Raw genomic sequence first — 24,293 nt, 5'->3', positions numbered from 1 at the left:
GAGAAGACGAAAGGCGAGGTAGATGAGAGACAACCCCCTCGTCCTGCACGTACTGGGCGCCCGGCCCAACTTCGTCAAGGCGGCCCCGGTCGTCGGGGGGTTGGCCGAGCTCGGAATCCGGCAGGGCATCATCCACACCGGCCAGCACTACGACGCGCTGATGTCGGACGTGTTCTTCGCCGATCTGGGGCTGCCCGAGCCGATCGCGAACCTCGGCGTCGGCAGCGGGACCCACGCCCGGCAGACGGCCGCCCTGCTCACGGGGCTGGAGGACGTCGTGCTCGAACACCGCCCGGCGCTCGTGGTGGTGTACGGCGACGTGAACTCGACGCTCGCGGCGATCCTCGTCTGCGCCAAGCTGCACGTGCCGACCGCGCACGTCGAGGCGGGCCTGCGTTCCTTCGACCGGCAGATGCCGGAGGAGGTCAACCGGGTCGTCACCGACGCGCTGTCGGACCTGCTGTTCGCCACCTCGCCCGAGGCGCTGTCGCACCTGTCCAACGAGGGTGTGGACCCGGCGAAGGTGCACCTCGTCGGCAACCCGATGATCGACAGCCTGTTCGCCGCGCTGCCGAAGCTCGACCCGGCGCCGGTCCAGGAGCGCCTGGGCATCGAGGGCAGGTACGCGGTGGCCACGCTGCACCGCCCGGCGAACGTGGACGACCCGGAGGCGGCCCGCGAGCTGGTCGACGCCGTGCTCGGGGTGGCCGAGCAGGTGCCGGTCGTCGTCCCCCTGCACCCCCGCGGCCGGCAGCGGCTGGCGGACGCCGGCCTCGTGGACCGGCCCCACCTGAAGATCGTGGACCCGCTCGGTTACGTGGACTTCCTGTCCCTGGTGCGGGGTGCCGCCCTGGTGGTGACCGACTCCGGCGGCGTCCAGGAGGAGACGACCATGCTGGGCGTCCCCTGCCTGACCGTCCGGCCCAACACCGAGCGGCCGATCACCGTGACCCACGGCACCAACCGGCTCGTCACCCCCGCATCGCTCCCCGCCGCGGCATCCAAGGCGCTCGCGGACGGCGCGGCCACACCGAGCGGCGAGCTGCCGCCGCTGTGGGACGGCGCGGCCGGGCCGCGGATCGCCCGCGTCATCGAAGCCTGGCTCCGCGGCGACAGCCTCTCCCCCGCCGCCAAGGGCGCCCTGCGCTAACTACGACAGGTTCTGGACGGGGGAAAGGCCGCGCTCGGCGAAGACCTTCTTCGCCACCAGCGTGGCGTTGATCGCCCTCGGCATTCCCGCGTAGACCGCCGAGTGCAGGAGTGCCTCGGCGATCTCGGTGGCGGTGAGGCCCACGTTCAACGCGGCGTTGAGGTGCACGTCGAGCTCGATCTCGCAGCCCCCGAGGGCCGTCAGGACGCCGAGGGTGACGAGCTGCCGGTCCCGCGGTGACAGCTCGGGGCGGGCGTACATGTCGCCGAACGCCCACGCCACCACCTGGTGACCGAGCTCGGGCGAGACGTCGGCGAGGGACGCCACGACGCGCTGCCCGGCCTCGCCGTCGACCTCGTTCAGCACCTTGAGGCCGTACGCGTAGCGCTCTTCGCGGTCCATGGGTTCTCCTTCTGCTTGGCGGAAGCCTCTCCGGCTGCGACCAGCCTCGCCCCTCCCGCCTTCTCTCCCGCCCGGCAGGCGTGGGAATCTGCATCTCCTATGCCTCGGAGGTATGGATGAACCTGAGACTGCTCGAGTACGTGGTGGCGATCTGCGAGGAGGGAAGCATCAGCGCGGCGGCGCGGCGTCTGCACCTGACGCAGCCGACGCTCAGCCGTCAGGTGCACGAGCTGGAACGGCGGCTCGGGACGCCGCTGTTCGAACGCGAGGGCAGGGGGATGGTCCCGACGTCGGCGGGCCGTGCGCTGGTCGCCCGGGCCACCACGGTCCTGGCCGAGGCGCGGGCCGCGCTGGACGACGTCCGGCTGGCGGCCGAGGGGCTGGCCGGACGGCTGACGGTGACGTTCGCCGGCTCGGGGATCAACGGCCCGCTGGGCGGCGCGCTCGGCCGGTTGCGCCGGGAGATGCCCCGCGTCGAGCTGAGCCTGGTGGAGAGCTTCAACGACGCCGAGATGTCCGGCGGCGTCCTGGACGGCCGCTTCGACATCGCCGTCCAGCGCCTGCCCACCCGTGACCCGCGTCTGGTGGCGCGCTCCTGGTGGCGCGAGCCGCTCAGCCTGTTCCTGCCCGCGGCGCATCCGCTGGCGCACGGGGCCGGCGCCGCGCCCCTGACCGCGCTCGGCCGGGTGCCGCTCGTCGTGTGGCCGCGAGAGGTCTCCCCGCACTCCTACGACGAGATCATCGCATTGTGCGATCACGCCGGCGTGACACCCCGTATCGGCGCGGAGGGCCGGAGCGTGCAGACGGTGCTGGCCCTGGTCGCCGCCGGTTTCGGCGCGGCCGTGATGTCGGACTCCCACCGCGCGCTCCGTCGCGTCGGTGTCCGCGCCCGCCCTCTGGAGGGCACCTCCACGACCCTCCACATGGTCTGGCGGGCGAACGACGGGAATCCCCTCGTCGAACGCTTCCGCTCGGTGCTGACCACCCTCGCCACGAGCGATCCCGCCGGCTCGGTCGATTGAATCCCCTATATCGGCACAAAGGTCTCTGCAGCCCCTTTACGATGGCTTGTCCGTAAGGGGGAGAGGCATGGCTGAGACCGACGAGACTCCTGAGGCCTCGGAAGGCCCGCGTTTCCAGCGGCTGGGGCCGGTGAACTGGCTGCCCGAGGAGCGCAAGCACGTCGAGCAGTACGAGCAGCGGATCCGCGATCTGGAGAACCGGCTCGCCTACCAGGAGGCCCGTGCGGACTACGCCCTCTGGAGGCTCCAGGCCACCCAGACCCAGAAGCCCTACCGGGTCGCGCAGGTGCTGACGAACGCGTCGAAGCCCAAGAAGATCGTCCGGCTGCCCCGCGACCTCAGCAAGGCGATGAAGGACGGCAAGAAGGCGCCGAAGGCGCCGCCCTCCGCGATCGAGGTCGCCGCGGCCGCCGAGGCGCGTGGGCCCGAGGTCAAGATCCCGGGTCTCAAGTGGCCCGACGGCCCGGTCGTACGGCCGGACATGCGCGTCGCGGTGATCCTCGACGACTTCTCCCGCATGGCGTTCAAGTACGAGTGGGACCAGATCGAGTTCGGCCTGCAGGACTGGCGCGAGATCTTCGCCGAGCAGCGGCCGGAGATGCTGTTCTGCGAGTCGGCCTGGCACGGCAACCAGGGCCGCTGGCGCTACCAGATGACCGGGACCAACGCGCCGAAGCAGGAACTGCGCGACCTGATCGCCTGGTGCCGCGAGGAGGGCATCCCCACGGTCTTCTGGAACAAGGAGGACCCGCCCAACTTCGACTTCTTCATCGACACGGCCAAGCTGTTCGACTACGTGTACACGTGCGACGGCGACATGATCCCGAAATATCGCGAGGTTCTGGGTCATGACCGTGTCGGCGTGCTGCAGTTCGCCGCCCAGCCCCGGATCCACAACCCGATCCAGACCAAGCAGGGCCGGCCGTACGACGTGGTCTTCGCGGGGATGTACTTCCGCGACAAGCATCCCGAGCGGCGCGAGCAGATGGAGACGATCCTCGCGCCCGTGCGCCCGCTCGGCCTGCACATCTACGCCAGGAACGCCTCGGTGGCCGACAAGTACGCCTGGCCGGAGGAGTACCGCCCCCACATCGTCGGCGAGCTGCCGTACGAGCAGATGCTGGCCGCGTACAAGATGTACAAGGTCTTCCTGAACGTGAACTCGGTGATCGACTCGCCGACCATGTGCGCGCGCCGGGTCTTCGAGCTGTCGGCCTGCTCGACCACGGTGCTGTCGGGGTGGTCGCGGGCCATCGAGGAGACGTTCGGCCCGCTCATCCCGGTCGCGCACTCGCAGGAGGAGGCGTACAACCGGGCGATCTACCTGATCAACAGCCCCGAGCTGCGGGCGCGCCAGGGCCACCTGGCGATGCGCGAGGTGTTCGACAAGCACCTGTTCTCCCACCGGGTCGACCAGATCCTCACCGACCTCGGCCTGCCGGTCGTCCCGCGGTCGCGGTCGATCTCCGTGGTGCTGCCGACCAACCGGGCCGGCCAGCTCGAACACGCGATCAGCCAGGTGGCGCGGCAGCGGCACCGCAACCTGGAGCTCGTGCTGGTCATGCACGGTCTGTCGGAGGACCCGGCGGTCGTGCGCGACAAGGCCCTCGCGGCGGGCATCCCGGCCGTCAAGGTGCTGACCGCCGACCCGTCCTGGACCCTCGGCGAGGTGCTCAACCACGGCATCGCCCATGCCGAGGGCGAGCTGATCTCCAAGATGGACGACGACAACATCTACGGCGAGCACTACCTGTCGGACCTGGTCCGCGCCTTCGACTACGCCGACGCCGAGATGGTCGGCAAGGGCGCCCACTACACGTACTTCCCCGACCAGGACGTCACGATCTTCCGCCTGCCCGGGCTGGAGCACCGCTACGCCCACCTCATCCAGGGGGCGACGATCCTGGCCAGGACCGACCTGCTGCGGGCGTTCCCGTTCGAGGCGGTCAACGCGGGCGAGGACACCCGGCTCGTGCGGCGCTGCAAGGAGGAGGGTGTCCGGATCTACTCGGCCGACCGGTACAACTTCATCTACATGCGCGGCTCGGACGCCACCGCCCACACCTGGCAGGCGGCGGACTACAAGCTGACCCGCAACGCCCAGTTCTGCTTCGCCGGCAACCCCGAGCCGCACGTTCTCATCTGACCCGTGCTCCTGTGGGAGGAGGCCGTCCGGGGCTCGTCACGGCCCTGGACGGCCTCCTCCGGTTTGCCACACTCTGACCTGCTCGTTCTCCGCTTGGTACCCCTGGCTGTACCTCCATTGGGCAGCACGCGGGAGCGACCGGGAGGGCCCGCGGCTGGTGTGCTGATCACTGTCAGTCGAGCGCTCCCACAGGAGAGAGTGAAATGGCAGTCGACAGCCGGCCGGAGGCCGGGCACCACACGAGCGAGACCGGGATCCGGAGCTTCATCCGCCGCCGTCCGCTGATCGGTTTCTTCGCCCTGGCCAACCTCATGAGCTGGGCGGCCTGGTTACCCTACGTCCTCTCGAACAACGGCCTGGGGGTCTGGGACTTCGATTTCCCCTCGCTGCTCGGTACGACCCAGTTCGCCGGCGTTCTCCCCGGCGCCTACCTCGGTCCTATCTTCGCCGCGTACATCGTGACCAGGGTCGCGGACGGCAAGGAAGGCGTCCGTCGATGGGTCGGGCGGATGACCAAGTGGCGGGTCGGCTGGGCCTCGTACCTTGCGACCGCCCTCGGCGTCCCCGCCGTCATCATCGTCACCGGTCTCGCGCTCTCCGGCGAAGACATCCACATGCCGCCCGTCGCCGCGCTGGTCGCCTACGTGCCCGGCCTGCTGCTCCAGATGGTCACCACCGGTCTGGCCGAAGAGCCCGGCTGGCGTGACTTCGCCCTGCCCCGCATGCAGCGCAAGTTCGGCCCGCTGGGAGCCACCGTCATCCTCGGCCCGCTGTGGGGCGTCTGGCACCTGCCGCTGTTCCTGAGCCAGTGGGGCGGGTGGCCGGACGTCACCTGGATGAGGGTCGGCGAGTTCATCGCCTTCGCCACCGTCTTCAGCGTGGTCGTCACCTGGGTCTTCAACCGGACCGGCCAGAGCCTGCCGCTGATCATGCTGCTGCACGTCAGCGTCAACAACTTCATGTCGATCGTCTACTCGGACATGTTCCCGTCGATCGACACCCCCGAGCACGCGAGCCATGTCACCCTGCTCGCGGCCACCACGGCGGCGGTCCTGGTGCTCGTCGCGACCCGCGGCCGCCTCGGCTACCGTCCGGCCGAGGAACCCGCGCCGGAGCTCACCCCGCAGCGCTGAACCACCGCGCCGGAAGACGGGGCAAGGCACATATGCCGCGAAATGACCCTAAGATCGTTGGCCCGAGGGGGTGCATGATGGCGGCGCGCCAGCGGAAGCCGGCCGGCACCCGGCGAGGCGGCCGGAGGGGTGTCGCCGCGCGCGCCCGTGGCGTCTTCGACGCCCTCGAACACCTCGTCGGCGGTCTCGGCACCGCGCTGCTGGCGTTCGCCGGTCTGTTGTGGCTCGTCCTGGTCGGGCTCACCAGTGTGATCGGCCTGGGCCTGCTCCTGGTACCCACCGTGCCGCGTGTCGTACGGTCCGTGGCCGAGCGGGAGCGCGGCCGGTTGTCCCGCTGGGGGCCGGAGATCGTCGGTCTGGGGCCCGCGCCGGCCGGCGTACGCGCCGCTCTCGCCGATCCGGCCCTCCGGCGGGAGCTGTACTGGCTCCTCGTGCACAGCACGCTGGGCCTGTTCCTCGGCCTGGCGGCGGTGACCCTGGTGGTGGACGCCGTGCAGGACATCACGTACCCGCTGTGGTGGCGGGCGCTGCCCGTGGAGGACCCCGCCCCGACCCTGGTGTTCTGGGACGTGCACGACGACGCCGACGCCTGGGCGGTCGCGCTCCTCGGCGTGGGGCTGGCCGTCTGCTTCCTGGTCCTCGGGACGGGAATGGCCCGGTTGCAGGCGTGGCCGGGACGCCGGCTCCTGGCGCCCACCGCGGACATGGACCTGTCCCTGCGCGTCGCACAGTTGTCGGCCACCCGCGCGGCGGCGCTGGACGCCCACGCCGCGGAGTTGCGGCGGATCGAACGCTCACTGCACGACGGGGCGCAGAACCGGCTGGTCGCCGTCACCGTGCTGCTCGGCGCGGCCCGCCGCGCGCTGACCCAGAACCGGCCGGGCGCGGAGGACATGCTCGAACGCGCCCAGGAGACCGCCGAGCAGGCACTGGCCGAGCTCCGGACGGTCGTCCGCAGCATCCTGCCGCCCGTGCTGGCCGACCGGGGGCTCGCCGACGCGCTCGCCGGGCTCGCGGCGAACTGCGGGGTGCCCTGCCGGGTCGACGTCGACGCGCTCGGCAGGTGCGCCGCCTCCATCGAGGCCACCGCCTACTTCGTGAGCGCCGAGGCGCTCACCAACATCTCCAGGCACAGCCGGGCCAGGAACGCCACGGTGACCGTACGGCGTGAGGGCGGCCTGTTGTCCCTGCGGATCGAGGATGACGGCGTCGGCGGCGCGGACGAACGGCACGGCTCCGGGCTCACCGGCATGCGTAGCCGGATCGAGGCGCACGACGGGCGTCTCACCCTGACCAGCCCACCTGGTGGGCCGACCACTCTCGACGTGGAGTTGCCGTGCGGATCGTGATAGCCGAGGACGACCCGCTGCTGCGTGAAGGGGTCGCGCTGCTGCTGCGCGCGGAGTCCCTGGACGTGGTGGCCACGACCGACTCCCCGGACACCTTCCTGACGGCCGTCGACGCCCATCGGCCCGATGTGGCCATCGTCGACGTCCGGATGCCTCCGACCCACACCACCGAGGGCATCGCCGCGGCCGTGGAGGCCAGGCGCCGTCAGCCCGGTCTGGCGGTGCTCGTGCTGTCCGCCTACGTCGAGCAGGCGTTCGCCACCGAGCTGCTCGCCGCCGGAACCGATCGGCTCGGATATCTGCTCAAGGAGAGAGTCGGCCGCGTCGGCGAGTTCCTCGACGCCCTGCACCGGGTGGCCGCCGGAGGAACGGCCATCGACCCCGAGGTCGTCGCACAGCTGCTCACCCGCACCCGCTCCGACAGCGGGCTGGAGCGGCTGACCGCCCGGGAACGCGACGTGCTCGCCCTGATGGCCGAGGGGCTGGGCAACACCGCCGTCTCCGAGCGGCTGTTCATCAGCGAAGGCGCCGTGCACAAGCACATCCGCAGCATCTTCGCCAAACTCGACCTGGCGCCGACCGACCGGGCGGACCGGAGGGTCACGGCCGTCCTGCGCTACCTGGAGGAGACCCAGCGCCGCGGCTGACGCCGTGGAAGACGGGCGGTCGCGGAGTTCGCCCACCGGTCCGTGATCCTGCCTCCCCACGGCAGGAAAGGAATGCCGGGCGGTTTGCGACGGTTGCCCTGTTCCGGGACCCTCCCGCCTTCGGGCGGGCGGGTCCCGCGTACGTGCATGCCGGACAGGGGAGCCTCTCACGTGACCACGAAGTCGACCACGACGACGGCATCGAAAGGCATCGGGCTACGGTCGGAGCGCGGTCCCGTGCTCGCCGCCATCATGCTCTGCACCGCTCTGGTGGCGCTGGACAGCACGATCATCGCCACCGCGGTGCCGTCCGTCGTCACCGACCTCGGCGGGTTCTCCCAGTTTCCCTGGCTGTTCTCGATCTACCTGCTCACGCAGGCCGTGACCGTGCCCATCTACGGCAAGCTCGCCGACGTGTTCGGGCGCAAGCCGGTGATGTTCTTCGGCATCGGGGCGTTCCTGCTCGGGTCGGTGCTGTGCGGGGTGGCCTGGAGCATGCCCGCGCTGATCGCCTTCCGCGCGATCCAGGGCATCGGGGCCGGGGCGGTGCAGCCGATCAGCATGACGATGGCCGGCGACCTGTACACGGTCGAGGAGCGGGCCCGCGTCCAGGGCTACCTCGCCAGCGTGTGGGGCATCTCCGCGGTGGTCGGCCCGACGCTCGGCGGCGTGTTCTCCGAGTACGTCTCCTGGCGCTGGATCTTCTTCATCAACCTGCCGCTCGGCGCGGTGGCCGCCTGGATGCTGGCCCGGCGCTTCAAGGAGCAGGTGCAGCGGGGCTCCCACCGGATCGACTACACGGGCGCCGTGCTGCTCACCGGCGGCTCGTCGCTGCTCATCCTCGGCCTCCTGGAGGGCGGCGTCGCCTGGGACTGGAACTCGGCGCCCAGCCTGCTGATCTTCGCGGCGGGCCTCCTTCTGATCGCCGCCTTCGTGCTCGTGGAGCGCCGCGCGGCCGAGCCGGTGCTGCCTCTGTGGGTGTTCCGCCGCCGCACGCTGACCGGCGGCAACCTGACCTCCCTCGGCATCGGCGCCCTCACTATCGGGCTCACCTCGTACGTCCCGACGTACGCGCAGGGCGTGCTGGGCACCGGCGCTTTGGTGGCGGGCTTCGCCCTGGCCGCGCTCACCGTCGGCTGGCCCCTCGCCGCGACGTTCTCCGGCCGTTTCTACATGCGCATCGGGTTCCGCGACACCGCGCTGATCGGCATCGTCGTGGTGGTGGCCGGCACCGTGCTGAGCGCGCTGCTCGGGCAGAACGCGATGATCTGGCAGGTCGCGGCCGCCTGTTTCGTCGTCGGCGTCGGCCTCGGGCTGTCGGCCAGCCCCACGATGGTCGCCGTGCAGTCGGTCGTCGGCTGGGAACGCCGCGGCGTGGTCACCGCGACCAACATGTTCTGCCGCTCGATCGGCAGCACCGTCGGTGCCGCGGTGCTCGGCGCCATCTCCAACGCGACGCTGTCGGACCGCTTCGCCCACCCGCCCGCCGACGTCGCGGGACGGCTGCCGGACAGCCTCGACGCCACCAGCCTGGTGCTGAAGGCCCAGGGCGCGGCGGCCCATTCGGCCACCGCGTCCTTCGTCCGGGGCGCGCTGTACGACGCGGTCCACCACATCTTCGTCGCGCTCGTCGTCGTGGCCGTGCTCAGCGTCGCCGCGCTGCTGCTCATGCCCCGCCGTACGACCGAGCTGACCTTCGACTGACCACCCGCTGTGGATCAGAGCACGATGACGATCTTGCCCCGGGTTCGGCCGGCTTCGGCCATCCGGTGTACGGCCGCCAGGTCCGCCAGTGGACGTCGCTCGGCGACGTCCACGACGATCTCCTCCGCGTCCACCAGGGCGGCCATCTCGGCCAGTTGGCCGACGTCGTTGCGGGTGACGAACCGCGTGGCGGTGACGCGCGAGCCCGGGGGCGGCTGCACCGGCGCGGTGATCGAGACGAGGTGGCCGCCTGGGCGTACCAGCCGGGCCAGGTCCGCCCCGGCGCCGGGCGCGAACGGGACGAGGTTGAGCAGCACGTCAAGGTCCCCGGGCAGCGGATCCGTCCGGTAGTCCACCACCTCGTCGGCTCCGCAGGCCCGGACCGCTGCGGCGCTGGACGCGTTCCCGGCTGTGGCGATCACCGTCGCTCCCGCCCTTCTGGCGAACTGCACGGCGAACATCCCCACCCCGCCGCCCGCACCGTTGACCAGCACGCGCCGCCCGGGAGCGATCCGGCCGTGCTCGTACACCGTCTGCCACGCCGTCAGCCCTGCCACGGGGATCGCGGCGGCGTCGGCGAGCGGGACGGCCCTCGGCGCCGGGGCCAGCAGCCGCGCGGGCGCGACGGCGTACTCCGCCGCCGCACCGCCCTCCAGCAGGCCCATGACCCTGTCCCCCGGGCGCGGCCAGGACACCCCGGCTCCGGTCTCCACAACAGTGCCGGAGACGTCCCACCCAAGCGTGTACGGCAGCGGCAGGTCTGCCATCTCCGGCACCACCGTCCGCAACAGCCCCGAGCGCAGCCCAACCTCGGACGGGTTGAACGAGGTGCCCGCCACCTTGATCAGCACCTCGCCCCGGCCCGGGGCGGGGATCGGGATCTCCTCCTGGCGGATCACGGACGCGTCGCCGTACTCGTGAACGCGGGCGGCCCGCATCGTGGCGCGGAAACGGTGCGCATGCTGGTCCGCCCAGCTGCGGAAGTCGCGCGCGCCGGCGCGGGGCGTCACCGGCCGCGGACGGCCCACCAGCTCGGCCCGCGCCCGCAGTATCGCGTCCGCGATCTCCGGCGGCAGTCCTCCGGCGATCATTCGCTTCCGTCCCTCGGAGGGCGGCAGTTCCTCCCAGCGGATCGGGCGGCCGATGGCCTCGCCGATGACACGTGCCTGCTCGGCCTGGGTCAGCGTCTCCGGCCCGGTCAGCTCGTGCGCGACCCCGGCGGGGCTGCGGCCCGTGAGCGCGAGGGCGGCGACCTCGGCGATGTCCCGCTCGTGGATCAGCGGCATGGCCGCACCGCCATAGGGTTCGCTGACCACGCCGTCCGCACGGAACCGGGCGTCGGCGGCCCAGCGCAGCGTGCCGGCCGCGAAGGCGTGGGGGCGGAGGAACACCCATTCCCGGCCGGTGCGCCTGATCAGTTCCTCGGCCTCGCGCTCGCCGGGGCGGCGGGCGGCAGAGGACAGGTACACAATGCGGCGGGCGTGCCGGGCCACCACGTCGAGGACCGCGGCGAGCCCGTCCGCGGTGCCGAACGGCCAGACCAGGAACGCGGCCGTGATCCCCTCGACGGTGTCGGCGAACGAGCCGGGTTCGGTGAGGTCGCCGCGTACAGGCTCGACGCCCGGGGGCAGCACGGCGGCGACCGGGTCACGAACCAGCGCCAGCACCTCGGGAGGGGCGTCGGCGCGGGTGTCGGGGGCGTGGTGGGGAGCCTCGGCGACCGCCCGGGAACGGCCGCGCGGCGGGGCCGTCAGCTCGGCCACGACCGCGCGCCCGACGGTCCCGGTGGCCCCCGTGACCAGGATCTTGTGTGTCATGCGTGCCACCGTAGGGTGGCCTATCCAGGACGCCCAATGTCATGAAGTCCGGATTTAATACGCGATCGTCTGATCCGCCGTAGGGTGATCGGCATGGACGTGCTCAGCGATGTCATCGCCGTCATGCGCACCGGGCGGCCGAACGCGGCACGCGTCCAGTGGCGCGGCGCCTGGGGACAGCGGTTCCCGGCGGTACCGGGGGCGGCGGGTTTCCAGGTGATCCTGCGGGGCTCGTGCTGGCTCATCCCGCAGGAGGACGACGCCGGCGCCGCGCCGGTCCCGCTGTCCGCCGGAGACGTCGTCTTCTTCTCGCAGGGTCACCCGTACGGCCTGGCCGACTCGCCCGCCACACCCCTCGCCGTCACCGCCTGCGACCCGGCGGCCGAGGACCTGGCGTTGTTCGTGAGCGACTCGGTGGGACCGGACACTCCGGACGTCGGCGAGGCGACCACGGTGACCTTGTGCGGCGGATACCGCCTCGACCCTCGGCGTGCGCACCCGCTGCTGCACGACCTGCCCGGCCTCATCCATATCCCGACTCGCGCCACCTCGACGACCGGAGACGGAACGGAGGCCGCCGCGGACGCGAAGGCCGAACTGGGTGCGGTCGTCGCCATCCTCGGCCGTGAGATCGCCGATCCCCGCCAGGGCACGGACGCCGTCGTCCCCGCGCTGCTGGACATGCTCCTGCTCTACATCCTGCGGGCCTGGTTCGACGCGCAACTCGCCCGGGGCGCGGCCACCGGTTGGGCGGCCGCGCTGGCCGATCCGGCGGTCAGCACGGCCCTGCACGCCGTTCACCAGGACCCGGCCCGGCCGTGGACGGTCGAGTCTCTGGGCCGGGAGGCCGGCATGTCCCGTGCCGCCTTCGCCGCCCGCTTCACCGCCTTGGTCGGCCAACCGCCGCTGGCGTACCTGACCTGGTGGCGCATGACCACGGCGGCGCGACTGCTGCGAGATTCCGACGCCGGGCTGGCCGAGATCGCCGCCCGTGTCGGCTACAGCTCGGAGTACGCCTTCGGCGCCGCCTTCAAACGCGTCTACGGCACCGCCCCCGGCCGCTACCGCCGGCGCTCGTCCCCGTCGGGATGACGGGGACGAACGCGCGGGCCGTCAGGAGGCGGCGTCGATGGCGTTCTTCGTGGGGGGCTCGGCGCCGTTGACGCTCGCGCCGTCCTTGGCCGCCGCGGGGGTGCCGCCGGCCAGCAGGGAGCGGGCCAGGCCGAGGCCGGTGCCGCCCAGCGTGAGCGCCTTCGCCAGCATCTCCTCGATGCCCTGGGCGCCGTTGAGCACCACCATGTGGTCGACGTTGCCGAACGCCTTGGAGCCGGCCTCCACGATCTGCGGCCAGTTCTCGGCGAGCTGCTGGGCGATGACGGCCTCCTGGTTCTCCCGCAGCGCCTCGGAACGGGCCCTGATCGCCTCGGCCTCGGCCAGACCCTTGGCCTTGGCCGCCTCAGCCTCGGCCAGACCCTTGGCCTTGGCCGCCTCGGCCTCCGCGAGACCCCGCGCCTTGGCGGCCTCCGCCTCGCCCAGACCCGTCGCCTTGGTCGCCGCCGCGGCGGCCTCGCCGCGCACCCGCACCGACTCGGCGTCGGCCGCGGCCGCCTGCTTGACCTGGGACGCCTGAGCGGTGGCGCGCAGCTCGGTCTCCCTGGCCTCCGCCTCGGCCTGGGCGATGCGCGCGTCACGCTCGGCCTGGGACAGCGTGACGGTCTCATACGCCTTGGCGTCGGCGGGCTTGCGAACCTGCGACTGCAGCCGCTGCTCGGCGAGCTGGGCCTCCAGCTCCGCGGCCCTGGTCTCCTGGACGACGACCTCCTGGCGCGCGGTGGCCTCCGACAGCGGGCCGGCCTGCCGGGCCTTGGCCGCCGCCTGGTCCACCTCCGCCTGGTAGCCGGCCTGCTGGATCTGCGACTCGCGGATGGCGGAGGCCTTCTTGGCGGCCGCGACCTGCTCGGCCTCGGTGGCCTCCTGGTCGCGCTGCGCCTCGGCGATGCGGGCCGCCGCGGCGATCTTCGCGGCGTGCGGCTTGCCCAGGTTCGTGATGTAGCCGGTCTCGTCCTCGATCTCCTGGATCTGCAGCGAGTCGACCACCAGGCCGAGCTTGCTCATCTCGTCGGCCGCGGAGCTGCGAGTCTCACTGGTGAGCCGCTCGCGGTTGAGGATGAGGTCCTCGACGGTCAGGTTGCCGATGATCGAGCGCAGGTGGCCGGTGAACAGCTCGTGGATGGCGCCGTTCATCGAGTCCTGCTGGTCGAGGAAGCGCCGGGCGGCGTTCGCGATGCTGGTGAAGTCGTCGCCCACCTTGTAGATGATCACGCCGCGCACCTGGACCGGGATGCCCTGCTGGGTCACGCAGTTGACCTGCAGGTTCGTGGCCCGGCTGTCGAGCCGCAGCCGCCGGGCGGTCTGGAAGCCGGGCAGCACGGCGGTGCCCTTGCCGGTCACGATCTTGAAGCCGAGGCTGTCGGCCAGCTCGTTCTTCGTGTGGGCGCCGAGACCCGAGATGATCAGCGCCTCGTTGGGCTCGGCCACCCTCCAGATGGCCTTGAACAGGAGGATGAGGACGATGACGGCGACGACGGCCACACCGACCACGACCAGGATCTCCGGTGACATGGGAGCCTCCGCGTAGTGGGGGGAAGGGAGGAGGGAGCGAGTCAGACGACCGCGCGAGCGACGTAGACGGTGCGCGGGGGCGAATACTCAACGACGACGACGATGGACCCCACCAGGATCTCCTCGTCCGGAATGCTCGGATAGGCGTAGAACGCCTCGACACCCCCGCGGATGGGCACCATCACCTCGCCGACAAGGCCCGGGCCGATCCTGCCCGTGACCCTGCCCTGTCTGCCGACCACCCGCGTCACCCCGTCGTTTTCACCGCTCCTGGCTGCACCGCGAATGCGCAGGTTACCCCGTATAACCCTGCCGTGACAGAGCCGTCTTCCGTACCCAGCCCCGTCGACCGCGCGATTCGCCCTACTCTGCACCATCACTGTTCAGAACGGTGGGATCACGCGCGAAGTTCCGGTCACGTCGTTCCGGTCACGTCGCGGCGGGCTCCTTCTTCGCGGGCCGGCGGAGTCTGGTGAAGGCCCAGGAGACGTCGGGCTCCACCGCCCACCGGAACGCCCGGCGCACCGGGGACGTGCAGAGCAGGGCCGCGAGGACGGCTCCGAGGACCACCATGGCGGTCACGCCGAGCGGGTTGACGAGGACGTCGTGGAAGCGCTCGGCGACCTTCACGGCGAACCCGTGCAGCAGGTAGGCGTACATCGTGGCGGCGCCCAGCCCGGTGAACCAGGTGCGGCGGCTCGGAGTGATCGCGAGGAAAGCCGCCACCAGCAGGGCGCCGGCCGCCAGCATGGCGAGCCGGATCAGCGTGCCGGTCAGGTCGTCCACGCCGATCTGGTGGTTGGAGTGGCGCCAGCGGATCCACTCCGTCGGCACGATCGTGTGCACGGCGAACGCCGCGGCGAGCGCCGCCGCCAGGACGGCCCCGCCCGCGATCCTCGCCCGGCGCCCGCGCAGGCGGTCGAGGTGCTCGGGCGTGAGCATGAGGCCGAGCACGTAGAACGGCAGCAGGCCGAACGTGCGGTTCATCGACAACTCGTCCGGCAGGGCGCTGGTGCCCGACAGCAGGCACAGCCCGACGGCGATCACCAGGGGATGGCGCAACTGCTGCCAGACCGGCGTGGACAGCCGCCACAGGAACAGCGACATCAGGAACCAGGTCAGGTAGTACGGGTCGAGCAGGCTGATTTCGAGCTTGCCGTACAGGAAGAAGCGGGGCAGCGAATAGGCCACCTCGAAGATGACGTACGGCACCGCCAGACCACTGATGAGCTTGCGCGCCTTACCCGGAGAAAACGTGAAATTACGGGACAAATAGCCACTGACGACGATGAAGAGCGGCATGTGGAAGAGGTAGACGAAGAAGTAGAGCGCATGTGCCGCGGGGACGTCCCGCAGGTCCTCGACGAGATGCCCGGAAACGACGAGCACGATGGCCAGGAACTTGGCGTTGTCCAGCAGCGGGTCGCGGGCGGCGGCCCTGCCGGACGGGCGGGCGGGAGCGGTCACGGTCATGCGGCCGGACCCTAGTCAGCCGTCCGTGAGCACCGGCGCAACCGCGGGCGAACAGTGCCCGAACTCTTCCCGCCCCCCCGCCCTGCCGTCGCCGTCTGTCCCGCGGCGTACCCGGGCGACCGCCGATGCCCCCGCGCCCCGTTCGCCCACGCCTTTCCGGCCGTGGAGGCCGGGCGGATCAGACGGTCCGATAGCGCGTGGCGAGCTCGGGGCTCTGGCCTCCGAAGGCGGCGAGTTCGGCCCGGAAGACCGCGTCCAGGAGTCCGGCGTCCTCGACGCCCGGGGCGCAGACGGTCTCGCCCAGCTCCAGGCCGCGCAGGCCGGCCGTGACGACGTCGTCGGCGCTCATGCGGGGCACGGCGCTCAGGTCGAGGCCCTGGCGCTCATGGAACTCCGTGGCCACCACACCGGGGCACAGCACCTGCACGGTGACTCCGGTGCCTTCGAGCTCCGCGCTCAGGGTCTGGGACATCGCGACGAGGTGGGCCAGGGTTCCGGCGTAGACGGCCCTGCGGGGCATCTGGGAGTGCAGCGCGGGGCCGCTGAAGGCGATCATCCCGGCCACGTTGACGATCGTGCCCTCGCCTCGCTCCCGCATGCCCGCGACGGCGGCCCGAGTGAGCATCGTCGGGGCGACGACCTTCACGTGCACGAGTTCCCGGGCCTTGCCGGCGGGGAGCTCGGCGAGCGGCATGTAGTGGGACACACCGGCGTTGTTCACGAGCATGGTCAGCGGCTCGGCCGCGCAGATCTCGGCGACCGTGTCGATGCCCTCGTCGGTCGACAGGTCGGCGGCCACGGTCCGCACCCCGACCTCGGGGTGCGAGGCCGCGAACTCCTCCAGGCGCTCCTTCCGCCGGCCCACGATCACCAGGTCGTGACCGCCGGCGGCCAGGCGCTCGGCGAAGGCCCTGCCGATTCCCGAGGTGGCGCCGGTGACGAGTGCGAGCGTGCTCATCGCTGCTGTTCCCTTTCCTCGCCCGGCCTCGGCGGCCGGAGCGCGGCTCTCATCGAGCCGGGTCGTGTTCCGCATCCGTGACTCCAGGGTGCGGAAGCGACCGGGTGAGCAGCCAGACGACCCGTCTTCCTGGGACTGGTGATACCAGGCCGGCGCTCCTTCAGGCGGACAGACCGGTGGCGGTGAGGCTCGCGTCCCACAGGGCGGCGGCGAGGGCGGGGTCCGACATCCTCTCCGGCACCTGCACGGGAGCGTTCTTGACGAAATACCGGCCCGGGTGATCGACGCCGTCCGGGTGGGTGGCGAGGTGGACGATGCGCTCGGCCCCGGCCTCCGGCGGCTCGCCCATGCCGGGGAGGAGCCACACCAGCTTCATGAAGAACGTGCCCTCGGCAAACGAGGTCTTGAGCACCCCGGGATGGAGGCACGTGGCGGCCAGGCCGCGCTCGGCGAGCGACACGGTGAACAGCGCGTTGGCCTGCTTGGAGTCGCCGTACTGCAGCCAGCCGTTCCAGCGCCGCCGCTCCCTGGACAGGTCGGCGGGGTCGAGGCGGCCCGTCTTCCCGGCGCGGGACGAGGTGGTGACGACCCGGGCGGACGACGCCGTGAGCCGGTCGAGGAGCAGGTTCGTCAGCAGGAACGGCGCCAGGTGGTTGACCTGCATCATCGACTCGTTGCCGTCCACGGTGGTCCGGCGGTCGGGCGTCATCACGCCGGCGTTGTTGATCAGCACGTCGATGCGCTCGTACCGCGCCAGCAACTCCGCCGCCAGCCGGCGCACCTGATCGAGGGAGGAGAAGTCGGCGAGGAGCGTGTCCGGACGGCTGCCACCGGCCTGCTCCGCACGGTCCGCGACCGCGCGCAGCTTCTCCGGGGTACGTCCGACGAGCACGATTTGGTGACCTCGCCGGGCGAGATCAAGGGCAGAAGCTGCACCGATTCCGGCACCAGCCCCAGTGATCACTGTAATCATCAGTTCCTCCCACTGCGCCAGAACTGTATCGGTGCTAGCCTTCTGTGCGATCTTCCGGAGGTGCATTTCCCCATAAATGCGTCGCGAGCCTCCAGCAATGCAGGAGTGGCTATGGGTTCAAGAAACCGGTCGATTCGGTTCAAGATCTTCTTGTTGCTGCTCCTACCACTGCTCATGTTGAGCGCTATGTGGGGGTTTGCCCTAAAACTCACGGTCGGAGACGGTCTCGTCCTCCTGCGTTCCAAGACGCTGTACGACACCATCGGAGTGGCCTCCACCGACCTGGGCACCCAGATCCAGGTCGAACGCGCGCTGACCGCCGGCGTCCTCAGCAGCGGGCAGACGACGTCCGCCGGGCTCACCGCCCAGCAGGCCAAGACCACCGCGGCCGCGGACAAGTTCAAGAAGGCCGCCGACGACGAGGCGACCCGCGACGTCATGAGCGACGAACTCGTGGCGCCCCTGGAGTCCCTGCTGTCCTCCCTCGAACGCCTGCCCTCGATCCGGGAGGGCGTCTCGCTCGCCAGGTCCGACAGGCTGACCGCGATCACCGCGTACAACGCGATCATGGACGACCTGTTCGCGCTCTACGAGCGGCTCGTCTCGGTGCCCGACCTGGCCACCTTCCAGCAGGCCAGCGCCATGCAGGGGATGGGCAACGCGCACGAGATGATCACTCGTGAGGACGCCCTCGTGCGCGGGGCGCTCGCCAGCGGCACGATGACGGCCGACGAGCAGAACGCCTTCAGCGAGTGGGTCGCCACCCGGCGGTTCCTGTACGGCAAGAACCGGCCCGTCCTCAGCGGTGAGATGCGGGCGCCGTACGAGCAGGTGCTCACCTCGCCGCTGTTCGACCGGTTCACCGCCCTGGAGAACCAGATCGTCAACCAGGTGCGCTCCGGCGGCCCGCTCCCCGCGGACGCCGAGAAGTGGTCGCCGACCATCGACCAGCTGATCCTCCGGCTCGACTCGGCCCGGGTGAAGGCCTCGGACGCGCTGAGCGTCTCCGCCACATCGGTCGCCACCGGGATCATGCTCCGCATCCTGGTCGCCGGCGGGCTCGGCCTCGTGGTGATCATCGCCACGATCGTCTTCTCCGTCCGGTTCGGCCGCCGTCTCGCCCGCGACCTCGCCGGCCTGCGCGACGCCGCGCTCGAACTCGCCGACGTACGGCTGCCGCAGGTGGTCGAGAAGCTACGGCGGGGCGAGGACGTAAACGTCGAGGCCGAGGCGCCCCCGATCAAGGCGACGGGCTCCAACGAGGTCGAGGACGTCGCGCACGCGTTCAGCTCCGTCCAGCGCACGGCCGTGGAGGCCGCCGTCGGCCAGGCCGCCCTCCGCCGCGGCGTCAGCCAGGTCTTCCTCAACCTGGCCCGCCGCAAGCAGACCCTGCTGCACCGCCAGCTCACGCTGCTCGACACGATGCAGCGCCGCGCCGAGGACCCGGAGGGCCTGGAGGACCTCTTCCGGCTCGACCACCTGACCACCCGCATGCGCCGCCACGCGGAGAGCCTGATCATCCTGTCCGGCTCCGCGCCCGGACGCTCGTGGCGCAAGCCGGTGCCGCTCATCGACGTGGTCCGCGCGGCGATCTCCGAGGTCGAGGACTACACCCGCGTCTCGATGGCCCCGATGCCGAACGCCGCCATCGTCGGCGCGACCGTGGCCGACGTGGTGCACCTGATCGCCGAGCTGCTGGAGAACGCCACGGTCTTCTCGCCTCCGCAGACGAAGGTGGCGGTGCGCGGGGAGGTCGTCGCCAACGGGCTCGCGGTAGAGATCGAGGACCGCGGTCTCGGCCTGACGCCCGAGGAGTACGACGAGATCAACGCGCGGCTGGCCGACCCGCCGGAGTTCGACCTGGCGGACAGCGACAGGCTCGGGCTCTTCGTCGTCGGCCAGCTCGCCGCCCGGCACGAGATCGGGGTTGTCCTGCGGGGCTCGCCGTACGGCGGGACGACCGCGATCGTGCTCATCCCCCGGACCCTGATGATGGAGGAAGGCTCGCCCGCGGCGCTCGCGGGCCCGGCTCCCCGCGGCGCCCACGCGAAGCCCGCGCTGGCCGCCGGCGGCAACGACACCGACATCTCACTCAGCGACACGCTCCAGGCCGATCTCGGACTGGGCGGCCCCGCCCCCGCCGGTGAGCTCCGGGAGGTCCGCACGCTCGCCGGGGAGCTCGCGAGGGACGTGCCCGGCGACGTTCCGGGCGGCGTCCCGGAGGGCGTTCCCGGGGAGTTCCCCTGGGAGACGGAGGACCAGGAGGAGCGTACGGGCGCGTCAGAGCCGTCCCCGTTCTTCACGCCGGCCGCCCAGCGGACCGAGGCCGTGCCCTCCGCCGCGCGCGACGACCTCTCCTCGCGGTCCCTCGGCTCCGGCTTCGAGAACCCGCGCCCGTCCGCCGCACCCTCCGCTTCCCCGTCCGCCGCACCCTCCGCTTCGCCGTCCCTTGCGCCGCCCGTGCCGCCGTCCTCCGAGCCGGCGACCGCCACCGCGGGGGTGTCGCCGAACGGCCTGGCGCAGCGGACGAGCAAACAGCGGGCCAGGGGCCCGGTCGCGAACGGAACCCACGCCGGCCTGCCGCGCAGGGTTCGCCAGGCCAACATCGCCCCGCAGCTTCGCGCCCAGTCCCAGGAGACGGCGCCGCAGACGCCGCCGCTGTCCGCCCCGACCGTGGAGGAGCGGTCGCCGGAGGAGGCCAGGGCGATGTTCAGCGCCTTCCAGCGCGGCGCGCTGCGGGGCCGGGAGGACTCCGATCAGCCGGGTGGGGCCGCACCCGGCGACCACGTACACAACATGCATGGCGAGAAGGGTGACGAATGACCGGCAAAGCGACGTCGACCGGCGAACTGAACTGGCTGCTCGACGATCTCATCAGCAGGGTCGCCGCCGTCCGCCAGGCGGTGATCCTCTCCACCGACGGCCTCGTCGTTGGGGCCTCCCAGGGGCTGAGCCGAGAGGACGCGGAGCACCTGTCCGCGGTCGCGGCCGGGTTCCAGAGCCTGGCGCGGGGCGCGGGGCGGCACTTCGGCGGGGGCGAGGTCAGGCAGACCATCGTGGAGATGGAGGCCGCGTTCCTGTTCGTCACGGCCGCCGGCCAGGGCACCTGCCTCGCCGTCCTGGCCGCCTCCGACGCCGATGTCGGGCACATCGCGTACGAGATGGCGATGCTGGTCAAGCGGGTGGGCCAGCACATCTCCACCAACCCGCGGCGGATCTCCCCATGAGATGGGCGGCCACATGACGGGACCCCAGTGGATGGACGAGGAGGCCGGGCCGTTGGTCCGGCCCTACGCGCTGACGGGGGGCCGGGCGCGGCACTCCGGGGCCAAGCTCGACCTGATCACCATGGTGACGACCACGGGCTCACCGAGGGACGTCCCTGGCATTGGCCCCGAGCAGCGGCGGATCCTCGAGATCGCGCGCCGCGGCGCGTCGGTGGCGGACATCGCGTCCGACATCGACCTGCCGCTGGGCGTGGTCCGCGTCCTGATCGGGGATCTGCACGACCTCGGGCTCGTCGGCGTACGGGCTCCGGGCAAGGTGGCGCCGCTGCCAAGCGAGCGCATTCTCAAGGAAGTGATCAATGGCCTTCGCGCCCTCTGAGGAGCCGGTCGCCCTCAAGATATTGGTGGCCGGCGGCTTCGGCGTCGGCAAGACCACGCTGGTCGGCGCGATCAGCGAGATTCGCCCCCTGCGCACCGAGGAGGTGCTGTCCGATCGCAGCGTCGGCGTCGATGACACCGACGGCGTGGAAGGCAAGACGACCACGACGGTGGCCATGGACTTCGGCCGCATCACCATCAGGGAAGGGCTCGTGGTCTACCTGTTCGGCACCCCCGGACAGGAGCGCTTCTGGTTCATGTGGGACGAGCTGTCCTACGGCGCGCTCGGGGCCGTCGTGCTGGCCGACACCCGCAGGCTGACCGACTGCTTTCCGTCGATCGACTACTTCGAGCAGCGCGGCACGCCGTTCATCGTCGCGGTCAACTGCTTCGAGGGCGCCGACCGGCACGAGCCCGACGACGTGCGGATCGCCCTCGACCTCGACCCGGAGGTCCCCGTCCTGCTCTGCGACGTACGGCGCCGCGCCTCGGCCAAGGTCGTGCTCGTCACGCTCGTGGAGCACGCGCTCAAGATGCTGACGGCCGCCCAGCGCTGACCGGCCCAGCGCTGACCGGCTTGGTTCTGATCGGCTTGTTCTGATCGGTGCAGTTCTGATCGACCGATGTGGCCGGGGCCCGGCTCGGCCCCGGCCACGCGGATGCGTCCGCTACTTGACGCCGTCCTCGGCCAGAGTGTGCGCGACGAGGGCGTTCGCGTGACCGTGTCCCAGCCCGTACTCCGCCTTGAGCCAGGAGACGAGTTCCATGTGCTTGGTCAGCGGCGAGCGGCGGATGAGCTCCTTCCACTCGGCGATCGGCCGGCCGTACTTCTTCTCGATGGAGGGGAAGTAGCTGGCGGGGCCCTTTGCGGCTTCGGTCATATGGTGTCCCGTTCATCCTCGTTCGTTGTCAGTTGTCGCGGGCGACAGTGTGCCTCACAGGAGCACGGAAGGCATACGTCGTCCCCGTGCCCGACGCCGCGAGCGTGGCCGCCTGCCCCCTCGAACTCGGGCGGCCCGGCGGCCGATGACGCACACCCGGGCCGTGCGGCGCCCCCGCGCCCGCACGATCCTGAGTGCCGCCCCGTCCGGCCGGCGGTGAACATGGCTCAGCGGTGGACCAGGAAGTCGCGCGCGGTGCGCCGGCCGCCGATCCGCTCCCTGAGCGACGGCCCCCACGTGAGCTGCGCGAGCCGCACGGCGAGCACTCCGAGGACGGCCACCTCCGCGGTCAGCAGCAGCCGTTCCACCAGGCCGATCATGACGCCGTGGCCGGGCAGCGCGACGTACGTGATGGCCGCCAGGCCGAGACCGGAGGCGAGCGTCAGCCACTCCAGCGGCCGGGCGGTGGCCTTCCACCGCTCGTCCTGTCCCAGGCGGCCCACCAACTGGATGGCGGCGGCGGGCACGCTCACGAAGGCCGCCGCCGACAGGACACCGTGCAGCTCCCCCTGCCAAACCGCGCCCGACGGGACCACGGCCGCGCCGATGAGCGAGACGCTCCAGAGGCCGATCAGGCGGGCGGGCCAGCCGTGCACCGGCGCGTCGAGCGCGCGCATCCCGGCCAGCAGCGCGAGCGAGGCCAGGCCGAGGACGGCCATGGCCGTCTCGATGGCGCCGCCCCCGTCGCGGGCGGCGTACTGGCTGATCGTCATGGAGACGGGGTCCAGGGAGGAATCCCCGCTCACCTGCGCCGCCACCACGGTGACGACCGCGAGCAGGATGCCGCCACCGGCGAGCAGGGGATAGAACCTCTTGACCATATGGTGAGGATCCCGCGTACAGCCCGTTCCTAACATCCGGGACAACGCGTAGATCCCCCCGAGAAGGGGTCAGGGTCGTCTCAGGGTGGGGCCCAGACTTTCCGGGCGCGGTCCTTCGGGGACGCGGCCCGCGGGCCCCACCCGGGACGTCACTCCTGCGCGGCCTCGTGGTAGCGCTCGCGCAGGCCGGGGGTGGGATCGGCCTCGTAGCGCTCGGTGGCGCCCGTGTCCCACAGCGGCGGTTCCGGCTCCCCCGACAGCAGCCAGGCGGCCTGCTTGGCCGCGCCGTCCGCGACGTACTCCCCGGGGGTGGGCACGAGCACCGGGCGCCCGAAGACGGTCGGCGCGATGCGGCGCACCGCCTCCGAGCGCGCGCCGCCGCCGATGAGCAGCACCCGCTGCGGCTCGACCCCGAGAGCGTCCAGCGCGTCGGCGAGGCCGCAGAGCATGCCCTCGACCGCGGCCCTGGCCAGGTGCTCAGGGGTGGACGTGGCGAGCCTGAGGCCGTGCAGCGACCCCGTGGCGTCGGGACGGTTCGGGGTGCGCTCCCCCTCCAGGTAGGGCACCAGCACCAGCCCGTCCGCGCCCGCCGGCGCCCGCAGGGCGAGGTCGCTCAGCCCCTGGGGGCCGACCCCGAGCATCCGGGCGGCGGCGTCGAGCACCCGTGCCGCGTTCAGCGTGGCGACCAGCGGCAGGTAGCACCCGGTGGCGTCGGCGAAGCCGGCGACCGCCCCGGAGGGGTCGGCGGACGGCGCCTCGGAGACGGCGAACGCCGTACCCGAGGTGCCGATGGACACCACCACGTCGCCGGGCCGCATGCCGACGCCGAGCGACGCCGCCATGTTGTCGCCGGTGCCGGGGGCGAGCAGCGCGCCGCCCTGCTCGGCCGTTCCCGCCTGCTCGGCCGGGCCGAGGACGCGGGGCAGGCCCGGCACCCGGCCCATGGCCAGTTCGAGCAGGTCCGTCCGGTAGTCACCGGTGGCGGGCGACCAGTAACCGGTGCCGGAGGCGTCGCCCCGGTCGGTCGTGATCACATCGGGCCGGCCGGCGAGCCGCCAGGTGAGCCAGTCGTGCGGCAGGCACACCGAGCGCGTACGGCGGGCGTTGTCCGGCTCGTTGCGGGCGAGCCAGCGGAGCTTGGTCACCGTGAAGGAGGCCACCGGGACGCTCCCGACGGCCTCGGCCCACGCCTTCGGGCCGCCCAGCTCGGCGACCAGGTCGGCCGCCGCCCCGGCCGAGCGGGTGTCGTTCCACAGCAGGGCGGGCCGGACCACCTCGCCGTCCTCGTCGAGGCAGACCATGCCGTGCTGCTGGGCCGCCACGCTCACCGCCGCGACGTCCGCCAGCCCTCCGGCCTGCTCGATCGCGCTCTGCAGCGCGGTCCACCAGTGCTCGGGATGGACCTCGGTGCCGTCGGGGTGGGAGGCGCGGCCCTCACGCACGAGGGCCCCGCTCTCCGCGTCCCGGATGACGACCTTGCAGCTCTGGGTCGACGAGTCGACCCCCGCGACCAGCGTCACAGTCGTCCCT

At 71.7% G+C, this 24,293-nt stretch carries 22 protein-coding genes; 12 read left to right on the top strand and 10 right to left on the bottom strand.

The features are described 5' to 3' along the window. The first annotated feature begins 22 nt into the window (after positions 1-22). Complete coding sequence (gene wecB, locus QSK36_RS12245; RefSeq protein ID WP_285782468.1) at positions 23-1,150, top strand: non-hydrolyzing UDP-N-acetylglucosamine 2-epimerase; 1,128 nt, start codon at positions 23-25, stop codon at positions 1,148-1,150. Here wecB and QSK36_RS12240 read toward each other — a convergent pair whose 3' ends face one another. After that, positions 1,151-1,552: a carboxymuconolactone decarboxylase family protein gene (locus tag QSK36_RS12240; protein WP_285782467.1), complete on the bottom strand. Its 402-nt coding sequence runs from the start codon at positions 1,550-1,552 to the stop codon at positions 1,151-1,153. Positions 1,553-1,668: 116 nt separating this feature from the next. Here QSK36_RS12240 and QSK36_RS12235 point away from each other — a divergent pair, with 116 nt between their 5' ends. The 6 genes from QSK36_RS12235 to QSK36_RS12210 all read left to right on the top strand — a co-directional run bounded on the left by QSK36_RS12235 (position 1,669) and on the right by QSK36_RS12210 (position 9,553). Further along, entirely contained in the window at positions 1,669-2,574 is a 906-nt protein-coding gene (locus tag QSK36_RS12235; RefSeq protein WP_183537793.1) for a LysR family transcriptional regulator, read from the top strand. Between the two features lie 67 nt (positions 2,575-2,641). Further along, positions 2,642-4,720, top strand: a complete 2,079-nt coding sequence (locus tag QSK36_RS12230) for a glycosyltransferase family protein (RefSeq protein WP_183537794.1) — start codon at positions 2,642-2,644, stop codon at positions 4,718-4,720. Positions 4,721-4,923: 203 nt separating this feature from the next. Further along, positions 4,924-5,853 (top strand): CPBP family intramembrane glutamic endopeptidase, encoded by a 930-nt coding sequence (locus tag QSK36_RS12225; RefSeq protein ID WP_285782466.1) that lies wholly within the window; start codon positions 4,924-4,926, stop codon positions 5,851-5,853. A gap of 74 nt (positions 5,854-5,927) precedes the next feature. Then, on the top strand, positions 5,928-7,202 hold the full coding sequence (locus QSK36_RS12220; RefSeq protein ID WP_285782465.1) for a sensor histidine kinase: 1,275 nt from the start codon (positions 5,928-5,930) through the stop codon (positions 7,200-7,202). Then, on the top strand, positions 7,190-7,849 hold the full coding sequence (locus QSK36_RS12215) for a response regulator transcription factor (protein ID WP_139573813.1): 660 nt from the start codon (positions 7,190-7,192) through the stop codon (positions 7,847-7,849). The genes QSK36_RS12220 and QSK36_RS12215 overlap by 13 nt, the downstream gene beginning before the upstream one ends. 171 nt (positions 7,850-8,020) lie before the next feature. Further along, on the top strand, positions 8,021-9,553 hold the full coding sequence (locus QSK36_RS12210; RefSeq protein WP_285782464.1) for an MDR family MFS transporter: 1,533 nt from the start codon (positions 8,021-8,023) through the stop codon (positions 9,551-9,553). 14 nt (positions 9,554-9,567) lie between these two features. Here the strand turns inward: QSK36_RS12210 and QSK36_RS12205 are convergent, their stop codons facing one another. Continuing rightward, the gene (locus tag QSK36_RS12205) at positions 9,568-11,370 is read right to left on the bottom strand and encodes a zinc-binding dehydrogenase (protein ID WP_285782463.1); all 1,803 of its coding nucleotides are present in this window, start codon (positions 11,368-11,370) and stop codon (positions 9,568-9,570) included. Positions 11,371-11,463: 93 nt separating this feature from the next. Between QSK36_RS12205 and QSK36_RS12200 the strand changes: the two genes are divergently transcribed. Beyond that, the gene (locus tag QSK36_RS12200) at positions 11,464-12,462 is read left to right on the top strand and encodes an AraC family transcriptional regulator (RefSeq protein WP_183537798.1); all 999 of its coding nucleotides are present in this window, start codon (positions 11,464-11,466) and stop codon (positions 12,460-12,462) included. Positions 12,463-12,483: 21 nt separating this feature from the next. On the opposite strand, the gene QSK36_RS12195 is transcribed toward QSK36_RS12200, so the two are convergent. From QSK36_RS12195 to QSK36_RS12175, 5 genes are all read right to left on the bottom strand, one after another. After that, positions 12,484-13,992 (bottom strand): SPFH domain-containing protein, encoded by a 1,509-nt coding sequence (locus QSK36_RS12195; protein ID WP_139573811.1) that lies wholly within the window; start codon positions 13,990-13,992, stop codon positions 12,484-12,486. Between the two features lie 41 nt (positions 13,993-14,033). Then, positions 14,034-14,234 (bottom strand): NfeD C-terminal domain-containing protein, encoded by a 201-nt coding sequence (locus tag QSK36_RS12190; protein WP_285782462.1) that lies wholly within the window; start codon positions 14,232-14,234, stop codon positions 14,034-14,036. Between the two features lie 187 nt (positions 14,235-14,421). After that, positions 14,422-15,465 (bottom strand): acyltransferase family protein, encoded by a 1,044-nt coding sequence (locus tag QSK36_RS12185; protein ID WP_285782461.1) that lies wholly within the window; start codon positions 15,463-15,465, stop codon positions 14,422-14,424. Positions 15,466-15,643: 178 nt separating this feature from the next. Then, entirely contained in the window at positions 15,644-16,423 is a 780-nt protein-coding gene (locus QSK36_RS12180) for an SDR family NAD(P)-dependent oxidoreductase (RefSeq protein WP_285782460.1), read from the bottom strand. A 160-nt stretch (positions 16,424-16,583) separates the two neighbouring features. After that, complete coding sequence (locus tag QSK36_RS12175; RefSeq protein ID WP_285782459.1) at positions 16,584-17,396, bottom strand: SDR family NAD(P)-dependent oxidoreductase; 813 nt, start codon at positions 17,394-17,396, stop codon at positions 16,584-16,586. 186 nt (positions 17,397-17,582) lie between these two features. Between QSK36_RS12175 and QSK36_RS12170 the strand changes: the two genes are divergently transcribed. Genes QSK36_RS12170 through QSK36_RS12155 form a run of 4 tightly spaced genes read left to right on the top strand, consistent with a single transcriptional unit; the run spans position 17,583 to position 21,558 of the window. Beyond that, a complete protein-coding gene (locus tag QSK36_RS12170) occupies positions 17,583-20,219 on the top strand; it encodes a nitrate- and nitrite sensing domain-containing protein (protein ID WP_285782458.1) in 2,637 nt (878 codons plus the stop codon). Continuing rightward, on the top strand, positions 20,216-20,623 hold the full coding sequence (locus tag QSK36_RS12165; RefSeq protein ID WP_030507694.1) for a roadblock/LC7 domain-containing protein: 408 nt from the start codon (positions 20,216-20,218) through the stop codon (positions 20,621-20,623). The genes QSK36_RS12170 and QSK36_RS12165 overlap by 4 nt, the downstream gene beginning before the upstream one ends. A 13-nt stretch (positions 20,624-20,636) precedes the next feature. Then, complete coding sequence (locus tag QSK36_RS12160) at positions 20,637-21,002, top strand: DUF742 domain-containing protein (protein ID WP_183537804.1); 366 nt, start codon at positions 20,637-20,639, stop codon at positions 21,000-21,002. After that, positions 20,983-21,558 (top strand): GTP-binding protein, encoded by a 576-nt coding sequence (locus QSK36_RS12155; RefSeq protein ID WP_183537805.1) that lies wholly within the window; start codon positions 20,983-20,985, stop codon positions 21,556-21,558. The genes QSK36_RS12160 and QSK36_RS12155 overlap by 20 nt, the downstream gene beginning before the upstream one ends. 111 nt (positions 21,559-21,669) lie before the next feature. Here the strand turns inward: QSK36_RS12155 and QSK36_RS12150 are convergent, their stop codons facing one another. The 3 genes from QSK36_RS12150 to xylB all read right to left on the bottom strand — a co-directional run bounded on the left by QSK36_RS12150 (position 21,670) and on the right by xylB (position 24,283). Continuing rightward, positions 21,670-21,882, bottom strand: a complete 213-nt coding sequence (locus tag QSK36_RS12150) for a DUF4287 domain-containing protein (protein ID WP_183537806.1) — start codon at positions 21,880-21,882, stop codon at positions 21,670-21,672. Positions 21,883-22,109: 227 nt separating this feature from the next. After that, positions 22,110-22,763, bottom strand: a complete 654-nt coding sequence (locus QSK36_RS12145) for a DUF998 domain-containing protein (protein ID WP_285782457.1) — start codon at positions 22,761-22,763, stop codon at positions 22,110-22,112. A 149-nt stretch (positions 22,764-22,912) separates the two neighbouring features. After that, on the bottom strand, positions 22,913-24,283 hold the full coding sequence (gene xylB, locus QSK36_RS12140; RefSeq protein ID WP_285782456.1) for a xylulokinase: 1,371 nt from the start codon (positions 24,281-24,283) through the stop codon (positions 22,913-22,915). Between the last annotated feature and the right edge of the window lie 10 nt (positions 24,284-24,293).

This window comes from Microbispora sp. NBRC 16548 (assembly GCF_030268985.1).
Classification (GTDB): Bacteria; Actinomycetota; Actinomycetes; order Streptosporangiales; family Streptosporangiaceae; genus Microbispora; species Microbispora catharanthi.
Note: the sequence above shows the minus strand (reverse complement) of the source record. Positions and strands in the feature narration are given on the sequence as shown.

Coding starts and splice junctions, on each gene's coding strand:
- wecB (WP_285782468.1), top strand. CDS start 23: ATGAGAGACAACCCCCTCGTCCTGCACGTACTGGGCGCCCGGCCCAAC.
- QSK36_RS12240 (WP_285782467.1), bottom strand. CDS start 1,552: ATGGACCGCGAAGAGCGCTACGCGTACGGCCTCAAGGTGCTGAACGAG.
- QSK36_RS12235 (WP_183537793.1), top strand. CDS start 1,669: ATGAACCTGAGACTGCTCGAGTACGTGGTGGCGATCTGCGAGGAGGGA.
- QSK36_RS12230 (WP_183537794.1), top strand. CDS start 2,642: ATGGCTGAGACCGACGAGACTCCTGAGGCCTCGGAAGGCCCGCGTTTC.
- QSK36_RS12225 (WP_285782466.1), top strand. CDS start 4,924: ATGGCAGTCGACAGCCGGCCGGAGGCCGGGCACCACACGAGCGAGACC.
- QSK36_RS12220 (WP_285782465.1), top strand. CDS start 5,928: ATGATGGCGGCGCGCCAGCGGAAGCCGGCCGGCACCCGGCGAGGCGGC.
- QSK36_RS12205 (WP_285782463.1), bottom strand. CDS start 11,370: ATGACACACAAGATCCTGGTCACGGGGGCCACCGGGACCGTCGGGCGC.
- QSK36_RS12200 (WP_183537798.1), top strand. CDS start 11,464: ATGGACGTGCTCAGCGATGTCATCGCCGTCATGCGCACCGGGCGGCCG.
- QSK36_RS12195 (WP_139573811.1), bottom strand. CDS start 13,992: ATGTCACCGGAGATCCTGGTCGTGGTCGGTGTGGCCGTCGTCGCCGTC.
- QSK36_RS12185 (WP_285782461.1), bottom strand. CDS start 15,465: ATGACCGTGACCGCTCCCGCCCGCCCGTCCGGCAGGGCCGCCGCCCGC.
- QSK36_RS12180 (WP_285782460.1), bottom strand. CDS start 16,423: ATGAGCACGCTCGCACTCGTCACCGGCGCCACCTCGGGAATCGGCAGG.
- QSK36_RS12175 (WP_285782459.1), bottom strand. CDS start 17,396: ATGATTACAGTGATCACTGGGGCTGGTGCCGGAATCGGTGCAGCTTCT.
- QSK36_RS12170 (WP_285782458.1), top strand. CDS start 17,583: ATGTGGGGGTTTGCCCTAAAACTCACGGTCGGAGACGGTCTCGTCCTC.
- QSK36_RS12165 (WP_030507694.1), top strand. CDS start 20,216: ATGACCGGCAAAGCGACGTCGACCGGCGAACTGAACTGGCTGCTCGAC.
- QSK36_RS12160 (WP_183537804.1), top strand. CDS start 20,637: ATGACGGGACCCCAGTGGATGGACGAGGAGGCCGGGCCGTTGGTCCGG.
- QSK36_RS12155 (WP_183537805.1), top strand. CDS start 20,983: ATGGCCTTCGCGCCCTCTGAGGAGCCGGTCGCCCTCAAGATATTGGTG.
- QSK36_RS12150 (WP_183537806.1), bottom strand. CDS start 21,882: ATGACCGAAGCCGCAAAGGGCCCCGCCAGCTACTTCCCCTCCATCGAG.
- QSK36_RS12145 (WP_285782457.1), bottom strand. CDS start 22,763: ATGGTCAAGAGGTTCTATCCCCTGCTCGCCGGTGGCGGCATCCTGCTC.